The sequence below is a fragment of the Streptomyces umbrinus genome, assembly GCF_030817415.1.
Lineage (GTDB): Bacteria > Actinomycetota > Actinomycetes > Streptomycetales > Streptomycetaceae > Streptomyces > Streptomyces umbrinus_A.
The window spans coordinates 10,418,844-10,434,210 of the sequence record NZ_JAUSZI010000002.1 but is presented as its reverse complement, the minus strand read 5'-3'; the positions used below and the strand labels follow the sequence as shown (position 1 = coordinate 10,434,210).

General features: G+C 70.0%; 11 protein-coding genes and 3 pseudogenes. 12 read left to right on the top strand and 2 right to left on the bottom strand.

The window, feature by feature from the left end; all coding sequences use genetic code 11:
• Window positions 1–3: 3 nt before the first annotated feature.
• The 7 genes and pseudogenes from xylB to QF035_RS46165 all read left to right on the top strand — a co-directional run bounded on the left by xylB (window position 4) and on the right by QF035_RS46165 (window position 9,737).
• Window positions 4–1,450: pseudogene (xylB, locus tag QF035_RS46195) on the top strand (xylulokinase).
• 132 nt (window positions 1,451–1,582) lie between these two features.
• Window positions 1,583–2,791: an ROK family transcriptional regulator gene (locus tag QF035_RS46190; RefSeq protein ID WP_307527984.1), complete on the top strand. Its 1,209-nt coding sequence runs from the start codon at window positions 1,583–1,585 to the stop codon at window positions 2,789–2,791.
• 407 nt (window positions 2,792–3,198) lie between these two features.
• Window positions 3,199–4,212, top strand: a complete 1,014-nt coding sequence (locus QF035_RS46185; RefSeq protein WP_307531883.1) for an acetamidase/formamidase family protein — start codon at window positions 3,199–3,201, stop codon at window positions 4,210–4,212.
• 96 nt (window positions 4,213–4,308) lie between these two features.
• On the top strand, window positions 4,309–4,920 hold the full coding sequence (locus QF035_RS46180; RefSeq protein ID WP_307527982.1) for an N-acetylmuramoyl-L-alanine amidase: 612 nt from the start codon (window positions 4,309–4,311) through the stop codon (window positions 4,918–4,920).
• A gap of 216 nt (window positions 4,921–5,136) precedes the next feature.
• Window positions 5,137–6,441 (top strand): GAF domain-containing protein, encoded by a 1,305-nt coding sequence (locus QF035_RS46175; protein ID WP_307527980.1) that lies wholly within the window; start codon window positions 5,137–5,139, stop codon window positions 6,439–6,441.
• 293 nt (window positions 6,442–6,734) lie between these two features.
• Window positions 6,735–8,258 carry an acetaldehyde dehydrogenase ExaC gene (exaC, locus tag QF035_RS46170; RefSeq protein WP_307527979.1) on the top strand — a complete coding sequence of 508 codons (1,524 nt, stop codon included), beginning with the start codon at window positions 6,735–6,737 and terminating at the stop codon, window positions 8,256–8,258.
• A gap of 873 nt (window positions 8,259–9,131) precedes the next feature.
• On the top strand, window positions 9,132–9,737 hold the full coding sequence (locus tag QF035_RS46165) for a hypothetical protein (protein ID WP_307527978.1): 606 nt from the start codon (window positions 9,132–9,134) through the stop codon (window positions 9,735–9,737).
• Between the two features lie 143 nt (window positions 9,738–9,880).
• Here the strand turns inward: QF035_RS46165 and QF035_RS46160 are convergent, their stop codons facing one another.
• The gene (locus tag QF035_RS46160) at window positions 9,881–10,090 is read right to left on the bottom strand and encodes a hypothetical protein (RefSeq protein ID WP_307527977.1); all 210 of its coding nucleotides are present in this window, start codon (window positions 10,088–10,090) and stop codon (window positions 9,881–9,883) included.
• Between the two features lie 242 nt (window positions 10,091–10,332).
• On the opposite strand from QF035_RS46160, the gene QF035_RS46155 reads away from it, so the two are divergent.
• The 4 genes and pseudogenes from QF035_RS46155 to QF035_RS46140 form a co-directional block, all read left to right on the top strand.
• Window positions 10,333–10,641, top strand: a complete 309-nt coding sequence (locus tag QF035_RS46155; RefSeq protein ID WP_307527976.1) for a hypothetical protein — start codon at window positions 10,333–10,335, stop codon at window positions 10,639–10,641.
• A gap of 205 nt (window positions 10,642–10,846) precedes the next feature.
• Window positions 10,847–11,676, top strand: a pseudogene (locus QF035_RS46150) (IS110 family transposase); the annotation flags it as partial.
• A 326-nt stretch (window positions 11,677–12,002) separates the two neighbouring features.
• Window positions 12,003–13,232, top strand: a complete 1,230-nt coding sequence (locus tag QF035_RS46145) for an IS110 family transposase (protein ID WP_307527974.1) — start codon at window positions 12,003–12,005, stop codon at window positions 13,230–13,232.
• A 22-nt stretch (window positions 13,233–13,254) separates the two neighbouring features.
• Window positions 13,255–13,626 (top strand): annotated as a pseudogene (locus QF035_RS46140) (transposase); the annotation flags it as partial.
• 470 nt (window positions 13,627–14,096) lie between these two features.
• On the opposite strand, the gene QF035_RS46135 reads toward QF035_RS46140, so the two are convergent.
• A complete protein-coding gene (locus QF035_RS46135; protein ID WP_307527972.1) occupies window positions 14,097–14,354 on the bottom strand; it encodes a sulfurtransferase in 258 nt (85 codons plus the stop codon).
• A gap of 198 nt (window positions 14,355–14,552) precedes the next feature.
• Here QF035_RS46135 and QF035_RS46130 point away from each other — a divergent pair, with 198 nt between their 5' ends.
• Window positions 14,553–15,140 carry an EF-hand domain-containing protein gene (locus QF035_RS46130; RefSeq protein ID WP_307527970.1) on the top strand — a complete coding sequence of 196 codons (588 nt, stop codon included), beginning with the start codon at window positions 14,553–14,555 and terminating at the stop codon, window positions 15,138–15,140.
• Window positions 15,141–15,367: the final 227 nt, after the last annotated feature.

Genomic DNA, 15,367 nt, shown 5'->3' with positions numbered 1-15,367 from the left:
CCGATGTCAGCAGCCGAGGGTCCGCTCGTCGTCGGCGTGGACACGTCCACGCAGTCCACCAAGGCCCTGGTCGTGGACGCGGCCACCGGCGAGGTCGTGGCGAGCGGCCAGGCGCCGCACACCGTCTCCTCCGGGGCGGGGCGCGAGAGCGATCCGCGGCAGTGGTGGGACGCGCTGTGCGAGGCGCTGCACCAGTGCGGGGACGCGGCACGCGAGGCCGCGGCGGTGTCCGTGGGCGGCCAGCAGCACGGGCTTGTCACGCTCGACACCCAGGGCGACCCCGTCCGACCGGCCCTCCTGTGGAACGACGTGCGCTCGGCGCCGCAGGCCCGCCGGCTCGTCGAGGAGCTGGGCGGCCCGAAGGCCTGGGCCGAGCGCTCCGGCAGTGTGCCGGGCCCGTCCTTCACGGTCACCAAGTGGGCGTGGCTCGCCGAGCACGAGCCCGACTCCGTCCGGGCGACCGCGGCCGTACGACTCCCCCACGACTACCTCACCGAGCGCCTCACGGGGCTGGGCACGACCGACCGCGGCGATGCCTCCGGTACGGGCTGGTGGGCGTCCGGTACAGAGGCGTACGACGAGGAGGTCCTCCGCCATGTGGGGCTCGACCCCGCCATGCTGCCCCGGGTTGTCCGGCCCGGCGAGGTCGCCGGAACGGTGCGCGACAGCGGCGACCTGCCCTTCTCCAAGGGCACGCTGGTCGCACCCGGCACCGGTGACAACGCCGCCGCGGGCGCTCGGGCTGGGGCTGCGTCCGGGTACCGCGGTGCTCAGCCTCGGGACGTCCGGAACCGTGTACGCGGTATCCACACGCCGCCCCGCCGACCCCACCGGCACCGTGGCGGGTTTCGCCGACGCGCGCGGCGACTGGCTGCCGCTGGCCTGCACCCTCAACTGCACGCTCGCCGTGGACCGCGTCGCCGCTCTGCTGGGCATCGACCGCGAGGCCGTCGAGCCGGGCACGAGCGTGACACTGCTCCCCTACCTGGACGGCGAGCGCACTCCCGACCTGCCGCACGCCTCGGGCCTGCTGCACGGGCTGCGGCACGACACGACACGCGGGCAACTGCTCCAGGCCGCGTACGACGGGGCGGTCCATTCACTGCTCGGCGCTCTCGACCTGGTGCTCGACGAGGACGCGGACCGTTCGGCACCGCTGCTGCTCATCGGAGGAGGCGCGCGGGGCACGTCCTGGCAGGAGACCGTACGACGACTGTCCGGGCGGCCCGTTCAGGTGCCCGAGGCCAAGGAGCTGGTGGCGCTCGGTGCCGCCGCACAGGCCGCCGGCGTGCTGACCGGCGAGGATCCGGCGGCCGTGGCCAGGCGTTGGGACACGGCCCGCGGGCCGGTGCTGGACGCCGTGGAGCGCGACGAGGCGGCGCTGGCGCGGATCGCCGGGGTACTCTCCGACGCGGCCCCGCTACTGGAGCGGGAGGCTGATCAGCGCTGACGCCCGCGTCCGAGGAGGCGGGGCCGATCAGCACCGGCGGCCCCCTTCCGCAGGCGGCGCACACACGAACAGATCAGCACGCACGGACAGAACCGCCCTGAGGCGACCGGCCGGACGAGGACTGACGGAGGCATGACCGCACCGCTGCACGAGGCCCATCCCAGCAGTCCCGGCCGTCGGCTGCCCGACACACAACAGGGCATGCGGCGCCGCAACCTCTCACGGGTGCTGCACGCCGTGAACGCCGAGGGGCAGCTGTCCCGTGCCGCCGTCGCCTCACGCATCGGGCTCACCCGCGCGGCGGTCTCCACGCTCGTCGACGAGCTGATCCGCTCAGGGCTCCTCGATGAACTGGGCCCCGAGCGGCCCGGGCGGGTGGGGCGGCCCGGCTCGGCGCTCGCCCTCAGCGGGCGCGGTCCGGCCGGTATCGGTGCGGAGGTGGGCGTCGACCATCTCGCCGTGTGCGCGGTCGATCTGCGCGGCGAGGTACGGGCCCGGGCGGTGCGGCACGGCACCAACCGCGGGCGGTCGCCCGAACCGGTGCTGCGGGAACTGACCCGGCTGATACGGCAGGTCGTCGCCGAGGCAGCCAAGGAAGGCCTGCGGCCCGCGGGACTCGCCGTCGCCGTGCCCGGCCTGGTGGCGCGCGACGCCCGGACCGTGGTGCGCGCCCCCAACCTCGACTGGCACGACACGGACCTCGGCGCTCTGCTGCCGGACGAGGTCCCGCTGACCGTCGACAACGAGGCGAACTTCGGCGGACTGGCCGAACTCTGGCTCAACGAGACCGCGCCGCGCGACTTCGTGCACGTGTCCGCCGAGATCGGCATCGGCGGGGCGGTTGTCGTGGACGGGCGGCTGCTGCGCGGAACTCATGGCTTCGCGGGCGAGTTGGGGCACATCCCGGTACGCCCCGAGGGGCCCGCGTGTGCGTGCGGCGGGCGCGGCTGTCTGGAGCAGTACGCCGGCGAGGAGGCCGTTCTGCGCGCGGCCGGCCTGGAACCGGGCGAGGACCGTGTCGGCCTGCTGGCCGAGCGTGCGGCGCAGGGCGACAAGAACGTGCGCCGAGCATTGCGTGACGCCGGGACCGCGCTGGGCATCGCGCTGACCGGCGCCGTCAATCTGCTCGACCCCGAAGCCGTTGTACTGGGCGGGGCTCTGTCCGGGCTCGCGCCCTGGCTGCTGCCGTCGCTGGAGCGCGAGTTGGCCCGCAGGACCGCCGGTCCCGTCTGCGCGGTGTCCGTCTCGCGGCTCGGCCCCGAGGGCCCGCTGCTGGGTGCCGCGCACTCGGTTGTGCGGGCCGTGATGGATGATCCGGCGGCGGTGGGGGGCGGGGCGTAGGGCACGGCGAGGACGTCCTGGGCCTGCTGGACCTGCTGGACCTGCTGGACGACTCGGGCTCGGGCTCGGGCTCAGGCGGTTCTCGGCCTGGTCTTCAGCCCCCGTCACAGCGCTCCCTTCGCTGCGACCCGGCTCCTCAATCCCCCTTGTGGGTGGCGGAGTTATCCACAGTCACAGCGTTGTCCACGGACCTGAGAGCGTTCTTCCTCCCCAACCGGCGAGAGCCGTACCGTGATTCACGCGAGACGCCACCGTCGGACGAACCGGACGGAGGCGTGTCCAGGCTGACGGCGCCGGTGTCGTACGGGGATTCGGTCGCCGCTGCCTGGATGATGGCCGCAGTGGTGGTGCTCGTGGTGCCGCTGCGACGTCGTCCGCCGCCCTTCGGCAGAACGGAGCTGTGCACCATGAGCGACCCGCGAATCCTGACCGTGCGTCCCGAACCCGGCGAGTACGCCTGGACGTTCGGCGGTGCGCCGCCAGTGGCGCGCATCGCGCCGGGCACGGTCCTCGACCTCTATACGGAGGACTGCTTCGCCGGCCGCGTGCGGTCGGAGAAGGACCTCGTGTCCGAGGTGTGCGAGTTCCCGTTCCTCAATCCGCAGACGGGGCCGTTCCATGTGGAAGGCGCGGAGCCGGGCGACACGGTCGCCGTGCACTTCGTGTCGATCGAGCCGGCGCGGGACTGGGCCGCGTCGACGACGGTCCCCCTGTTCGGAGCGCTCACGTCCACGCACACCACGGCCACACTGCAGCCGCCCCTGCCGGAGACCGTATGGATCTGGCAGCTCGACCGGACGCGCCGCACCGCGCTGTTCAGCGCTCGCGACAGCGACATCCGGATCGAGCTGCCCATGGACCCGATGCACGGCACCGTCGGTGTGGCGCCCGCCAACCTCGAGGTGCGTTCCGCCCTCGTACCGGACGCGCACGGCGGGAACATGGACACACCCGAGATGCGGGCCGGTGTCACGTGCTATCTCGGAGTGAACGTCGAAGGGGCACTGCTGAGCCTCGGTGACGGGCACGCGCGGCAGGGTGAGGGCGAGACCTGTGGGGTCGCCGTCGAGTGTGCGATGAACTCCGTGGTGATCGTCGAGTTGCTCAAGGGGGTCGCCACCCCGTGGCCCCGCATCGAGTCCGACACCCACATCATCTCGACCGGTTCGGCGCGCCCCTTGGAGGACGCGTTCCGCATATCGCAGCTCGACCTGGTGCAGTGGCTGGTGCGGGACTACGGGTTCAGCGAGCTGGACGCCTACCAGTTCGCGACCCAGACCGTCGAGTCGCCGCTGGCCAACGTCTGCGACACCAACTACACGTGCGTCGCCAAGCTCCGCAAGGAATGGCTGCCCGCACGGGAGACCCACCGGGGCCTGCACGCCCGGCTGCGCGAAGCCGCCGCCGCGCTGGGACGTTGAGTCGCCCCACCGCCACCGACACCGACACCACCGCGACTTGGCAAAGGCGCCCTCACCGCTCCCACCCCACTTCCCTTCTCGCAGAGAGGCACTCTCATGGACCGAGCCAAGTTCCTGCCCACGTCCCTTCCCAGCCGCCGGCGTCTGCTGCAGAGTGCGGCCCTCGCCACGCTCTCCACGGCGTTACTGCCCACCACCCGGGCAGGCGCGAAGCCTCAGGGGATCGACTACCCGCCGTCCGAGTGGTCGCCGGCCAGCACGTCCAACTACACGGTCGCCAACCGCCCGACGAGCCATCCGGTCGACTTCGTGATCATCCACGTGACGCAGGCGACCTACTCGGACACCCTGGCCATCTTCCAGAACCCCAAGAAGAAGGTGTCCGCACACTACGTCGTCCGATCGGCCGACGGCCACGTCGCACAGATGGTGCGCGAGCGCGACGTCGCCTGGCACGCGGGCAACTGGGACTACAACACCCGCAGCATCGGCATCGAGCACGAGGGCTGGGTGGACAAGCCCGCCTACTTCACCAACGCGATGTACGAGGAGTCGGCGAAGCTCACCGCGGCGATCTGCACCAAGTACCGGATCCCCAAGGACCGTTCGCACATCCTCGCGCACTACGAGGTGCCGGGCAGCGACCACACGGATCCCGGCCCCCACTGGGACTGGACGCGCTACATCAGACTGGTCAACTTCGCCTGACCAGCGGCCCGCCGAAAAGAAGCTCGAAGAGAGTCGGAGGGAAAGCCGTAGAGAAGCCGGAGGAAAGCCGGAGGAAAGCCGGAGGAAAGTCGGAGGAAAGTCGAAACAGAGCCGAAGGAGGGTCGAAAAGGGGAGCATCGGTAGCCACCACGGCTTGTGGTGGAGCCGGACCCGGAGTGGCCGCGGCACTTGTCCGCATCCGCCACCGGAGTGACGATGTCCCCAGCCGCACAGCCTTCCGGGGAGGCCGAGTTGACCGATCCATGGGTGGCCCTGGAACCGGGCGCCGATCCCGTCGAGCGGGTGCGCGTCCTGCGCCGCGCCCACGAGACGTTCACGGAGGCGGGCACGGTCCCGCGGCCGGTGCGGTCCGTGGTCGCCGACTCGTGGCGGCGTTCGGCACGGGCCGGGGTGGGTCCGGACGGTTCCGCGTGTGTGGAGCTCACGGACGGGGACCTCGGGTCGTATCGGGCGGAGCACCCGCTGGCACGGGTGATGCCACTGTTCCGTGAACTCATGGGGACGTTCGCGGCGGACGGCGAACACCTCCTCGCGGTGTGCGACGCGCAGGGCAGGCTGCTGTGGGTCGAGGGTCATCCCGGGACACGGCAGAAGGCGGACGGGATGAACTTCGTGCCGGGTGCGCGGTGGGCGGAGTCGGCGGTGGGCACGAACGCTCCCGGTACGGCGGTCGCGCTCGACCGGCCGGTGCAGGTGTTCGCGGCGGAGCACTTCATCCGGAGCGTCCAGCCGTGGACGTGCGCGGCGGCTCCGGTTCACGATCCGCGTACCGGACGGCTGCTCGGAGCGGTGGACATCACCGGCGGAGACGGGCTGGCCCATCCGCACAGTCTGGGTTTCGTGCAGGCCGTGGCCCGTGCCGCGGAGTCCCAGCTGGCGCTGCTCACTCCGGCCCAGGCCACGACCGACGTGCTCGAACTGACCGCTCTGGGCCGGGACGAGGCGCTGCTCGTCGCGGGCGGCAGCAAGGTGCGCCTGAGCCGCAGACACAGCGAGATCCTGGTGCTGCTGTCCCGACACCCCGAGGGGCTGACCGGCGACGAGTTGCTGTGCGCGCTGTACGAGGACGAGTCGGTGACGCCGGTGACGTTGCGCGCGGAGCTGGCCCGCCTGCGGCGCCTTCTCGGGGCGGGGGCGCTCGGTTCGCGGCCGTATCGGCTCACGGTTCCGGTCGAGTCCGACGTCGAGGTGGTGGAGCGCAAGCTCGGCGTCGGTGCGGTCATGGCGGCGGTGGCGGCGTATACCGGGCCCTTGCTGCCCGGTTCGCAGGCTCCGGCGGTGGTGCGGCTGCGCCGCCGGCTCGCCGACGGGTTGCGCGCGGCGCTCGTCTCCGGCCGCGACCCGGATCTGCTGGCGGACTGGGCGCACGCGCCGTGGGGCGAGGACGACCTCGACGCGTGGCGGGCACTGGCGGCGATACGTCCGACGCCTCCGGTACGGGCACGCCTGGAGGAACTGGAGGCCGAGCAGTCCGCGAGCCGTGGACGCGCTCCGCGCTGAGGGCCACCACGCTGACGGCTTCGAGGCTCACTCACGCCGACGGCAACAACGGGGAGTTCCCGGCCTAGCCCCACCCGAATTTCCGCACGCCTCACGCCACATGCCGACCCGCACCCCGCACCCCACACCCCGCAAGACTTAGCCCATAAGCCGCCCACGAGCCTCAACCCTCAACCTCCACCCCCGACATCGCAGCCAGGTCGTCGGCGCAACGTACCTGCAACCTCCGCGCGCCTAGCCTCGCGCCGAGAGCCGTCCAACGGCGGGCGGTCCTTCCACGGGAGGCAGAGCACATGACCCGTTACGCGGCGCCCGGCACCGAGGGCGCGATCGTCTCCTACCAGTCGCGGTACGACCACTTCATCGGCGGCGAGTACGTACCACCGGCCCGCGGGCAGTACTTCGAGAACCCGAGTCCGGTGAACGGGCAGCCGTACACAGAGATCGCGCGGGGCACGGCGGAGGACGTGGACCGCGCGCTCGACGCGGCGCACGCGGCCGCGGCCGCCTGGGGCCGTACGTCGGTGACCGCGCGCGCCGACATCCTCCTCAAGGTCGCCGACCGGATGGAGGCGAACCTGGAGAAGCTCGCGGTCGCGGAGAGCTGGGAGAACGGCAAGCCGATCCGCGAGACGCTGGCCGCCGACATCCCCCTCGCCATCGACCACTTCCGCTACTTCGCGGGCGCGATCCGCGCCCAGGAAGGCTCGCTCGGCGAGATCGACGACGACACCGTGGCGTACCACTTCCACGAGCCGCTGGGCGTCGTGGCGCAGATCATCCCGTGGAACTTTCCGATCCTGATGGCTGTGTGGAAGCTGGCCCCGGCGCTCGCCGCGGGCAACGCGGTCGTCATCAAGCCCGCCGAGCAGACCCCGGCATCGATCCACTACTGGATGAGCCTGGTCTCGGATCTGCTGCCGCCGGGCGTGGTGAACATCGTCAACGGCTTCGGGGTCGAGGCGGGCAAGCCTCTCGCGTCCAGCCCGCGTGTGGCGAAGGTCGCCTTCACCGGCGAGACCACGACGGGGCGGCTGATCATGCAGTACGCCTCGGAGAACATCAAGCCGGTCACGCTCGAACTCGGTGGCAAGTCACCGAACATCTTCTTCGACGACGTCTGGGCGCGGGACGACGACTTCCGGGACAAGGCGCTCGAAGGATTCACGATGTTCGCGCTGAACCAGGGCGAGGTGTGCACCTGCCCCTCCCGGGCGCTCATCCAGCAGGGCCACTACAGCGAGTTCCTCGACGCCGCGGTCGCCCGTACCGAGCTGATCAAGCCCGGCCATCCGCTCGACACCGAGACGATGATCGGTGCCCAGGCCTCCAACGACCAGCTGGAGAAGATCCTTTCCTACCTGGACATCGGCCAGCAGGAGGGCGCCAAGGTCCTGACGGGCGGTCACCGTATCGAGTACGACGGCGAGTTGGCCGGGGGTTACTACGTCCAGCCGACGATCTTCCAGGGCGACAACAGGATGCGGATCTTCCAGGAGGAGATCTTCGGGCCGGTCGTGTCGGTCACCTCGTTCGCGGACTTCGACGACGCGATCGAGATCGCCAACGACACGCTGTACGGGCTCGGGGCCGGTGTGTGGACGCGGGACATCAACACGGCGTACCGCGCGGGCCGTTCGATCCAGGCGGGCCGGGTGTGGACCAACTGCTATCACGCGTACCCGGCGCACGCGGCGTTCGGCGGCTACAAGCAGTCCGGCATCGGCCGCGAGAACCACAAGATGATGCTGGAGCACTACCAGCAGACGAAGAACCTGCTGGTCAGCTACTCACCGAAGAGGCTCGGGTTCTTCTAGGGGCACAAAAAGAGGCGGCTGACCTGGGCTTTTACCCGTCAGGCGCCTCTCGCTCGCCAAGCGTAGGGAGGGGTCGTGTCTACCCCGAAACTCCCAGTTCATCCCATCGGTATCCCACTTCTGACCAGCACATCCGGACCAGTCACGGACCAAAACTCCGGCTCAGTCCGCAGGGGCCTCACCTCGGCTGACGCGGTCCCACTCCTCCATGGACTGCTCGATGAGGCGGTTGGCCTGCTCCCGCACGCCGTCCAGGAACTTGGCGTAGCGCCGGAAGAGGACCCCATTCGGCGTGCAGCCCCAGGGGCCGGTTTCTTTCTGGCCATGCGGTGGGGCGGCTGGGCAGCGGGGGATGGGTGCGTGACGGCGGGCCCGTCGTCGTGTTGCGGATCGGATGTGGGCGAGCAGGATTACTCGTGGTCGGCGGCGGCTCGTCGAGTCCCTAGTCTCTTGGGCTCCGAGGCCAACCTTGCGACCGACCAAGCCCAGTGGGTCGGCCTGGAGCTCAACGAGTGTGGAAGGGAACCACGACATGCCGGAAGCCACATCAGCGCTGCACTACGAAACCTTGTGCATGCGCCGGTCAGGTCTGACCCGCGACCTGCCGCCTGGCACTCCGAAAGAGCTCCAGTGGGTGGTCAACACTGCGACGTTGATCTTCGGTGAGCGTGACGCCGTGCTGGTAGACACGTCCCCACCAGCGAGCCCCCGGCTATGTGGCAAGGCCGTCCTTCCTGAGAGGTTCAGCGCCGCGAGGCTGCCATTGACAAGGCCACAAGTGCCCCTGTGGAGCCGGCCTTGGGGCGCGTAACGGGAGCTTCCGAGCGAACCAAGTGGCGCACATGAGCCAGATCGTCAGGAAGGCCGAGACACATGGCGACACGTCGGCTTGCGTTCGTCGACTGGACGTTCTGTAACCATGAGAAGACCCAGGCCGTCGGAACCCTGGGTGGGCATATGGTGACGCTCACCGGGCAGGGCAACGTGACGACGGACCGGCCCCCCTTGGGCGCCGCTTTCCTCGACGGGACGTTCCCGGGCTTTCAAACGGCGGCGTTCACCCCGCCGCTCCCCGCCTCGGACCTGGTGGAAATCGTGGGTCTCAAGGGCGGGAGTTCGTTCAAAGTCGCTTTCGACGCCGAGGTGAAGGATCCCGTCCTTCATCTGGGATCGTTCGCCTCGACCATGGAGTTTCTGGATCTCCCGGTGGGTACGCAGGTCATCAAGCTCAGCGGCGACACCGACTTCATCGTCGACGGCAACAAGGTCATGGGCGAGGCGTACCAACCACCCCCAGGGTCGACCGAGCCCACGGATTCCGACGGCAGCGTGCGCCTCCAAGGCCTCTTCCGCTCTATTGCGTTCACTCTGAATCCGAGGTTCAGGGGCGGCGAAGGACACGACGGCGTGCACTTCCAGATCGGCGGGATGGTAAAAGTACCTCCGTTTGGTATGGGACCTGCTCGTCGCCTCCGATGACACCGAGCTTGTCATCCGGGCGCGCTGCCCGGGCTGGCCGGATCACCGCCATCACCCCCCCTTCGCGGTGCCCGTGCTCACGGCTGCTGCGCCGACGCGGACACCGACGGCACCACCGGGCCGGCCGGGACGGGCTTCGGCGGTCAGCCCCACGTGGACCGACGGGTGGCCCCCGACGGGTACCAGCCCGCCACCACCCGCGGCGGCGCGGGCACGGCGGGTCGGGAGCGGACGAAACGGGTGCGGGAGGCCGTGGCCCCGCCGAGCCGCAGCCGCCGTACGGCGGCCAACGCGCTGTCGCGGTGGCGCTCCCACCTTTCCAGGGCGTCGGAGACGATGGCCGGCGTCTCCACCGGTGGGGCGCGGCACAGGTACCGATCTGGGGACCAGTTGGGGACCACACGGTGTGCGCGATGCCGCGCTACCTGCCTCTGAGCGCATGCCATGCGTCCGTGAAATCGGCTATTCGTCATGATGAGTCGGGTGGCCCGCACTCCTGGGGGTCAAGTGGCCCCGCTGGCCCTTCGAAGTCCCGTGGCACCAGGACGGCAACCGAGAGGCCGCGACCTCCGCCGAATCCCACTGCGGACGGCCGGTGCGATGGAAGCTCATCAGCAGCCGCCGAGGCTCAGCCGCCTGGAAGGGTGTCGGGCCCGCCACCTCGATCGCCCTCAAGGCAGGCCAGGGCGAAGGCGACCCGATCACTTCCCGCGAGATCGCGGTCGCTGAACGCATGCCGGGCCACAGCCCGCTCATCGCTTCCGGCCGAACCGAGACCACCTCCTGGCTGATCACTCCGTGGCACGACGGCCCGTCCACATGGGACGTCCTCCACACCGTCCGTACCCCCGTTATCTTCTTCGCGGTCCCGCAATGGGACCGCTGGCCTCCGGGCCCGGCATGACTGTTCCCCCCTGTCGAAGGCATGACCTGGGGGGTGGTGTCACCGGGCCCGAGAGGCGTCGTTGGAGACGCTGATGAGAGGTCCGACTACCGCCCGGCCGAGCGCAACGCCCGGCCGTGTACGGGCGGCAGGTCTGCATAACGTGGATGCGCGCACGACGCCAACGCCCCGGCCAGCACCGCACGAACCCGTTCGGGAGGACGGCTTGAACGACAGCGACGAGATAGGCGTCTTCCTCGGCCTGGACGTCGGCAAAAGCGCCCACCACGGCCACGGCCTCACCCCGGCCGGCAAGAAGGTCTTCGACAAGCAACTGCCCAACACCGAACCGAAACTGCGGGACGTCTTCGACAAGCTGAAGACCAAGTTCGGCACCGTCCTGGTGATCGTGGACCAGCCGGCCTCGATCGGCGCTCTGCCTCTGACCGTCGCCCGGGACGCGGGCTGCAAGGTCGCCTACCTGCCCGGCCTGGCGATGCGGCGGATCGCCGACCTCTACCCCGGCGAGGCGAAAACCGACGCGAAGGACGCCGCGGTGATCGCGGACGCGGCCCGCACCATGCCCACACCCTGCGCTCGCTGGAGCTGACCGACGAGATCACCGCCGAGCTGACCGTGCTCGTCGGCTTCGACCAGGACCTGGCGGCCGAGGCAACCCGCACCAGCAACCGGATCCGTGGCCTGCTCACCCAGTTCCACCCATCCCTGGAACGCGTCCTGGGACCCCGGCTCGACCACCAGGCCGTGACCTGGCTGCTGGAACGCTACGGATCCCCGTCCGCACTGCGAAAGGCCGGACGCCGCAAGCTCGTCGAAGTCATCCGGCCCAGGGCCCCGCGCATGGCTCAGCGGCTGATCGACGACGTCTTCGACGCGCTCGACGAGCAGACCGTCGTCGTCCCGGGAACCGGCACGCTCGACCTCGTGATCCCGTCGCTGGCCCGCTCGCTCGGCGCCGTCCACGAGCAACGCCGGGCGACAGAAGCCCAGATCAACACCCTGCTGGAGGACCACCCTCTTGCCAAGGTCCTGACCTAATGGCGGTGCACGACGGTGACGGAGGGCCGGAGGACGTCTGGTCCTGACCCGGAGCTCGACTCCTACTTCATTGAGGCTGTGCGCAACCGGCCCTCCGTTCCCGGCACGTCGTGATCATCCGCTGGGTAGTGCGTCTTCCGAGCCGCCGGCAAGGAGACCTCTCATCGACACCAGAGCGACCTGCTCCGCATACAGAGCGAGGCCCTTGCCGACCGCTGGGGATGCGAACTGCCAATCGGATGCCGGACCTGCGAGTCCTCCCATTAGGGCGCGGCGTGTCCCTGCACTGGCTCCTGCACCATCTGTGTTCGAGGAGGGCCTACTTGAAGATCTTCTGCGGCATCGACTGGGCGGAGGACCACCACGACGTCGCCCTGGTCAACGAGCGGGGCGACCTGGTCGCCAAGCAACGGATCACCGACGACCTCGCCGGACTGGAGACCCTGCAGCAACTTCTCGCCGAGGCCGGGGACGGGCCCGAGGATCCGATCCCCGTCGCGATTGAGACCTCCCGCGGTCTACTGGTGGCCTGCTTGCGAGCCACCGGCCGCCCTGTCTATGCCATCAACCCCATGGCGGTCGCTCGTTATCGTGAGCGACGCTCGGTCGCGCGGGCCAAGTCGGACCATGCGGACGCTCTCGCTCTGGCCAACGTCCTGCGCACGGACGCGGACCACCACCGTCCGCTGCCCGCCGACTCCGAACTCATCCAGGCGATCGCCGTCCTGGCCCGGGCCCAGCAGGATGCGGTCTGGAACCGCCAGCAGCTGGCCAACCAACTCCGGTCCCTGCTGCGCGAGTTCTTCCCGTCCGCACTGGCCGCCTTCCAGGTCAAGAACGTGGGCCTGGCCCACCCGGAGGCCCGCGCTGTCCTGGCCGCAGCTCCCACTCCCGCCGCGGCTGCCGCGCTGAGCAAGGCACGGCTGCGGTCGCTCCTGCGCAAGGCCGGCCGCCAGCGCCGCATCGAGACCCGGGCCGAGCACCTCGCCGGGGTCCTGCGCGAGCCGCACATGCGTCAGCTCCCGCGCGTCGAGGAAGCCCTCGGTCAGCAGGTCAGGGCACTTGTCCTGCAACTCGATGCCGCCGCCCAGGCAGCCGACGACCTCGCCGCCGCATGCGCCGAGAGGTTCACCGAGCACGACGACGCGGAGATCATCACTAGCTTCCCCGGCCTGGGTGAACTCACCGGCGCGCGCATCCTGGCCGAGATCGGCGATGACCGGTCGCGGTTCACCGACGGCCGGGCGCTCAAGGCGTACGCAGGCTCGGCCCCCATCACCAGAGCCTCCGGCAAGAGTTTGATCGTCCACCACCGCAAGGTGAAGAACCAGCGACTTGCCGCAGTCGGCTACGTCTGGTCCTTCGCTGCTCTGTCCGGATCTCGCGGAGCTCGCGGCCACTACGACCGCCGCCGACGTATCGGGGACCGGCACACAGCCGCCCTGCGCAATCTCTTCAACCGGCTCCTCGGCCAGCTCCACCACTGTCTCATCACACGCCAGAACTACGACGAGAACACGGCCTTTCCCACCCCACTACCGGTTCCGGCTTGACGCCATAGACCGATCGGATGTCTCGATGCCCGGAATCGCGGTCAGGACCGCCGCCGTCCTGCTGGTCACCGTCGGCGACGGCACCAGCTTCCCCACCGCCGCCCACCTGGCCTCCTACGCCGGCCTCGCCCCGACCACAAAGTCGTCGGGGACCTCGATCCACGGTGAACACGCCCCACGCGGCGGCAACCGCCAGCTCAAACGCGCGATGTTCCTGTCCGCGTTCGCCGCCCTGCACGATCCCGCCTCCCACACCTACTACGACCACTGCCGGACCCGCGGAAAAACCCACACCCAGGCCCTCCTCCGCCTCGCCCGGCAACGGATCAACGTGCTGTTCGCGATGCTCCGCGACGGCACCTTCTACGAACCCAGAACCCCACGCCTCACTTGACGAAAGACATAGAGGCACCCCCCGGGCACCCCAAGGCCCGGGACGCGGCCTTCGAGCTGTGTCTCGCCGTCGCCGCCTTCCACCGACAGGGCTGGGTCCACGGCGACCTCCAGCCCGAGCCCTCGCCCCCTCCCTCATCTTCCGTGGTGGGCTTCCCCCACCTCCTGGCCCCGAGCCGGCCACCGCGATCGAATCCGGCCGCCGGCCGGTCAGAGTCGCCCCGGCTGCCGAGGCCTATACCCTCGCCGCCACCCTCTGGCGCAACGCCACCGGCACCTGGCCCTTACGGTCTCAAGGCTGTTCACGAGAGATGGCGTTGGTGCGCGGGGCGGCCTGCCACCAGCGAGGTGGGCTGTCGCGCGGGCCAGGCCGCCTCGGCGGCTGCGGAGTGCTCTGGCGTGCTGCAAGAATGTGCAATTCGGAGGAGCCGACGGACACCCACCATCCGAGACGACCACAGTCCTGAGCGGTCAGCGGCCGAGCACGAGCGGTCGCGCGGGGTCCTTGGACCACTCCTCCAGCGAGCCGTCGTAGAGCGCGATGTCCTCGCGGCCCAGCAGTGTGAGCGCGAGGGCCGTTCCCGCCGCCGAGATGCCACCGCCGCAGTAGACAACGACGGGCGATTCATCGGCGGTGAGCACGGCGCCGACGCGGGCGGCGAGTTCGGCACGGGGGAGGAACCGGCCGGAGCCGTCGAGCAAGCCCCGAGCCACCACCGTCGCGACCATCGCGCTCCGGTGGCACCTCGCACCCACCTCCTCCCGCGCACCCCGCGAGGTGGCCGGTGCGGCCCTCTCCCCGGACCGCCTGGTCATCACCCCCGAAGGCGCGCCCGCCGACCGGCGTGATCCGCCCCCGGACTGCCTGACACCACAGGAATCCGCGCAGCGGATTCATCCATGGAATAGCGAAAGAAGGACGACACCATGCTCGGACAGGTACAGAAGACCAACATGGACCGGGTCTTCGACACCCTCGACGTCACCCGCGACGGCGTCGTCGGCGCCGACGACTTCCAGATCACGGCCCAGCGCATGCGTTCCCTCCGCCCCAACATCGACCCGCAGGTGCTCGCCGAGATCGAGGAGACCTTCACGGCGTGGTGGGAGACGATCCGCGACGCCGCTGACGCGGACGGCGACGGACAGATCACCCGCGAGGAGTTCGTCACCGCCTCCGCACGGGGCCTGGAGAAGGACCCCGCCTACGTCGACAAGATGGTCAAGGTCTCGGAGGTCACCTTCCGCGCGGCCGACGAGGAGGGCGACGGCCAGCTCACCCCGCTCCAGGTCGACGCGGTCGACCGCACGTACGGTCCCATGTTGATCTGCTCCAGCAAGGGGCTCTTGTCCGTGCCGACGGAAACTTCGCTGCTCGCCACGGCCCCTTCATCGGCCACGACCAGGTACCGCGAGCCGGTGACCGGCAAGTCCCACGAAACCCTGTCAGCGCGATCCGCTCTGTATTCCCGGGCGGTGTTGCGCATTCGACAGCCATGGGGATTCACCACGTGAGGAACGAGTGCGTCCAGGATCCTCCCCCGTGGATCGTCGCAGTGGACACGTACGGGCAGACGTTCCGCTGGGACCGGCTGCTCGTCCGTTCGCGGTTCGCCCACGTCAGGGGGCGCGGGACCGTGGTTCCCGGTCGACACATGGCGTTGCCGGCCACCACCGCCTCGACCGAGCCGTCAGGCAGGGGGCGTCTCGACGCTGCCCTGCAAGGGGGCCTGGGGATCCAT

Coding starts and splice junctions, on each gene's coding strand:
- QF035_RS46165 (WP_307527978.1), top strand. CDS start 9,132: ATGGCGACACGTCGGCTTGCGTTCGTCGACTGGACGTTCTGTAACCAT.
- QF035_RS46185 (WP_307531883.1), top strand. CDS start 3,199: ATGAGCGACCCGCGAATCCTGACCGTGCGTCCCGAACCCGGCGAGTAC.
- QF035_RS46190 (WP_307527984.1), top strand. CDS start 1,583: ATGACCGCACCGCTGCACGAGGCCCATCCCAGCAGTCCCGGCCGTCGG.
- QF035_RS46130 (WP_307527970.1), top strand. CDS start 14,553: ATGCTCGGACAGGTACAGAAGACCAACATGGACCGGGTCTTCGACACC.
- QF035_RS46180 (WP_307527982.1), top strand. CDS start 4,309: ATGGACCGAGCCAAGTTCCTGCCCACGTCCCTTCCCAGCCGCCGGCGT.
- QF035_RS46135 (WP_307527972.1), bottom strand. CDS start 14,354: ATGGTCGCGACGGTGGTGGCTCGGGGCTTGCTCGACGGCTCCGGCCGG.
- QF035_RS46175 (WP_307527980.1), top strand. CDS start 5,137: ATGTCCCCAGCCGCACAGCCTTCCGGGGAGGCCGAGTTGACCGATCCA.
- exaC (WP_307527979.1), top strand. CDS start 6,735: ATGACCCGTTACGCGGCGCCCGGCACCGAGGGCGCGATCGTCTCCTAC.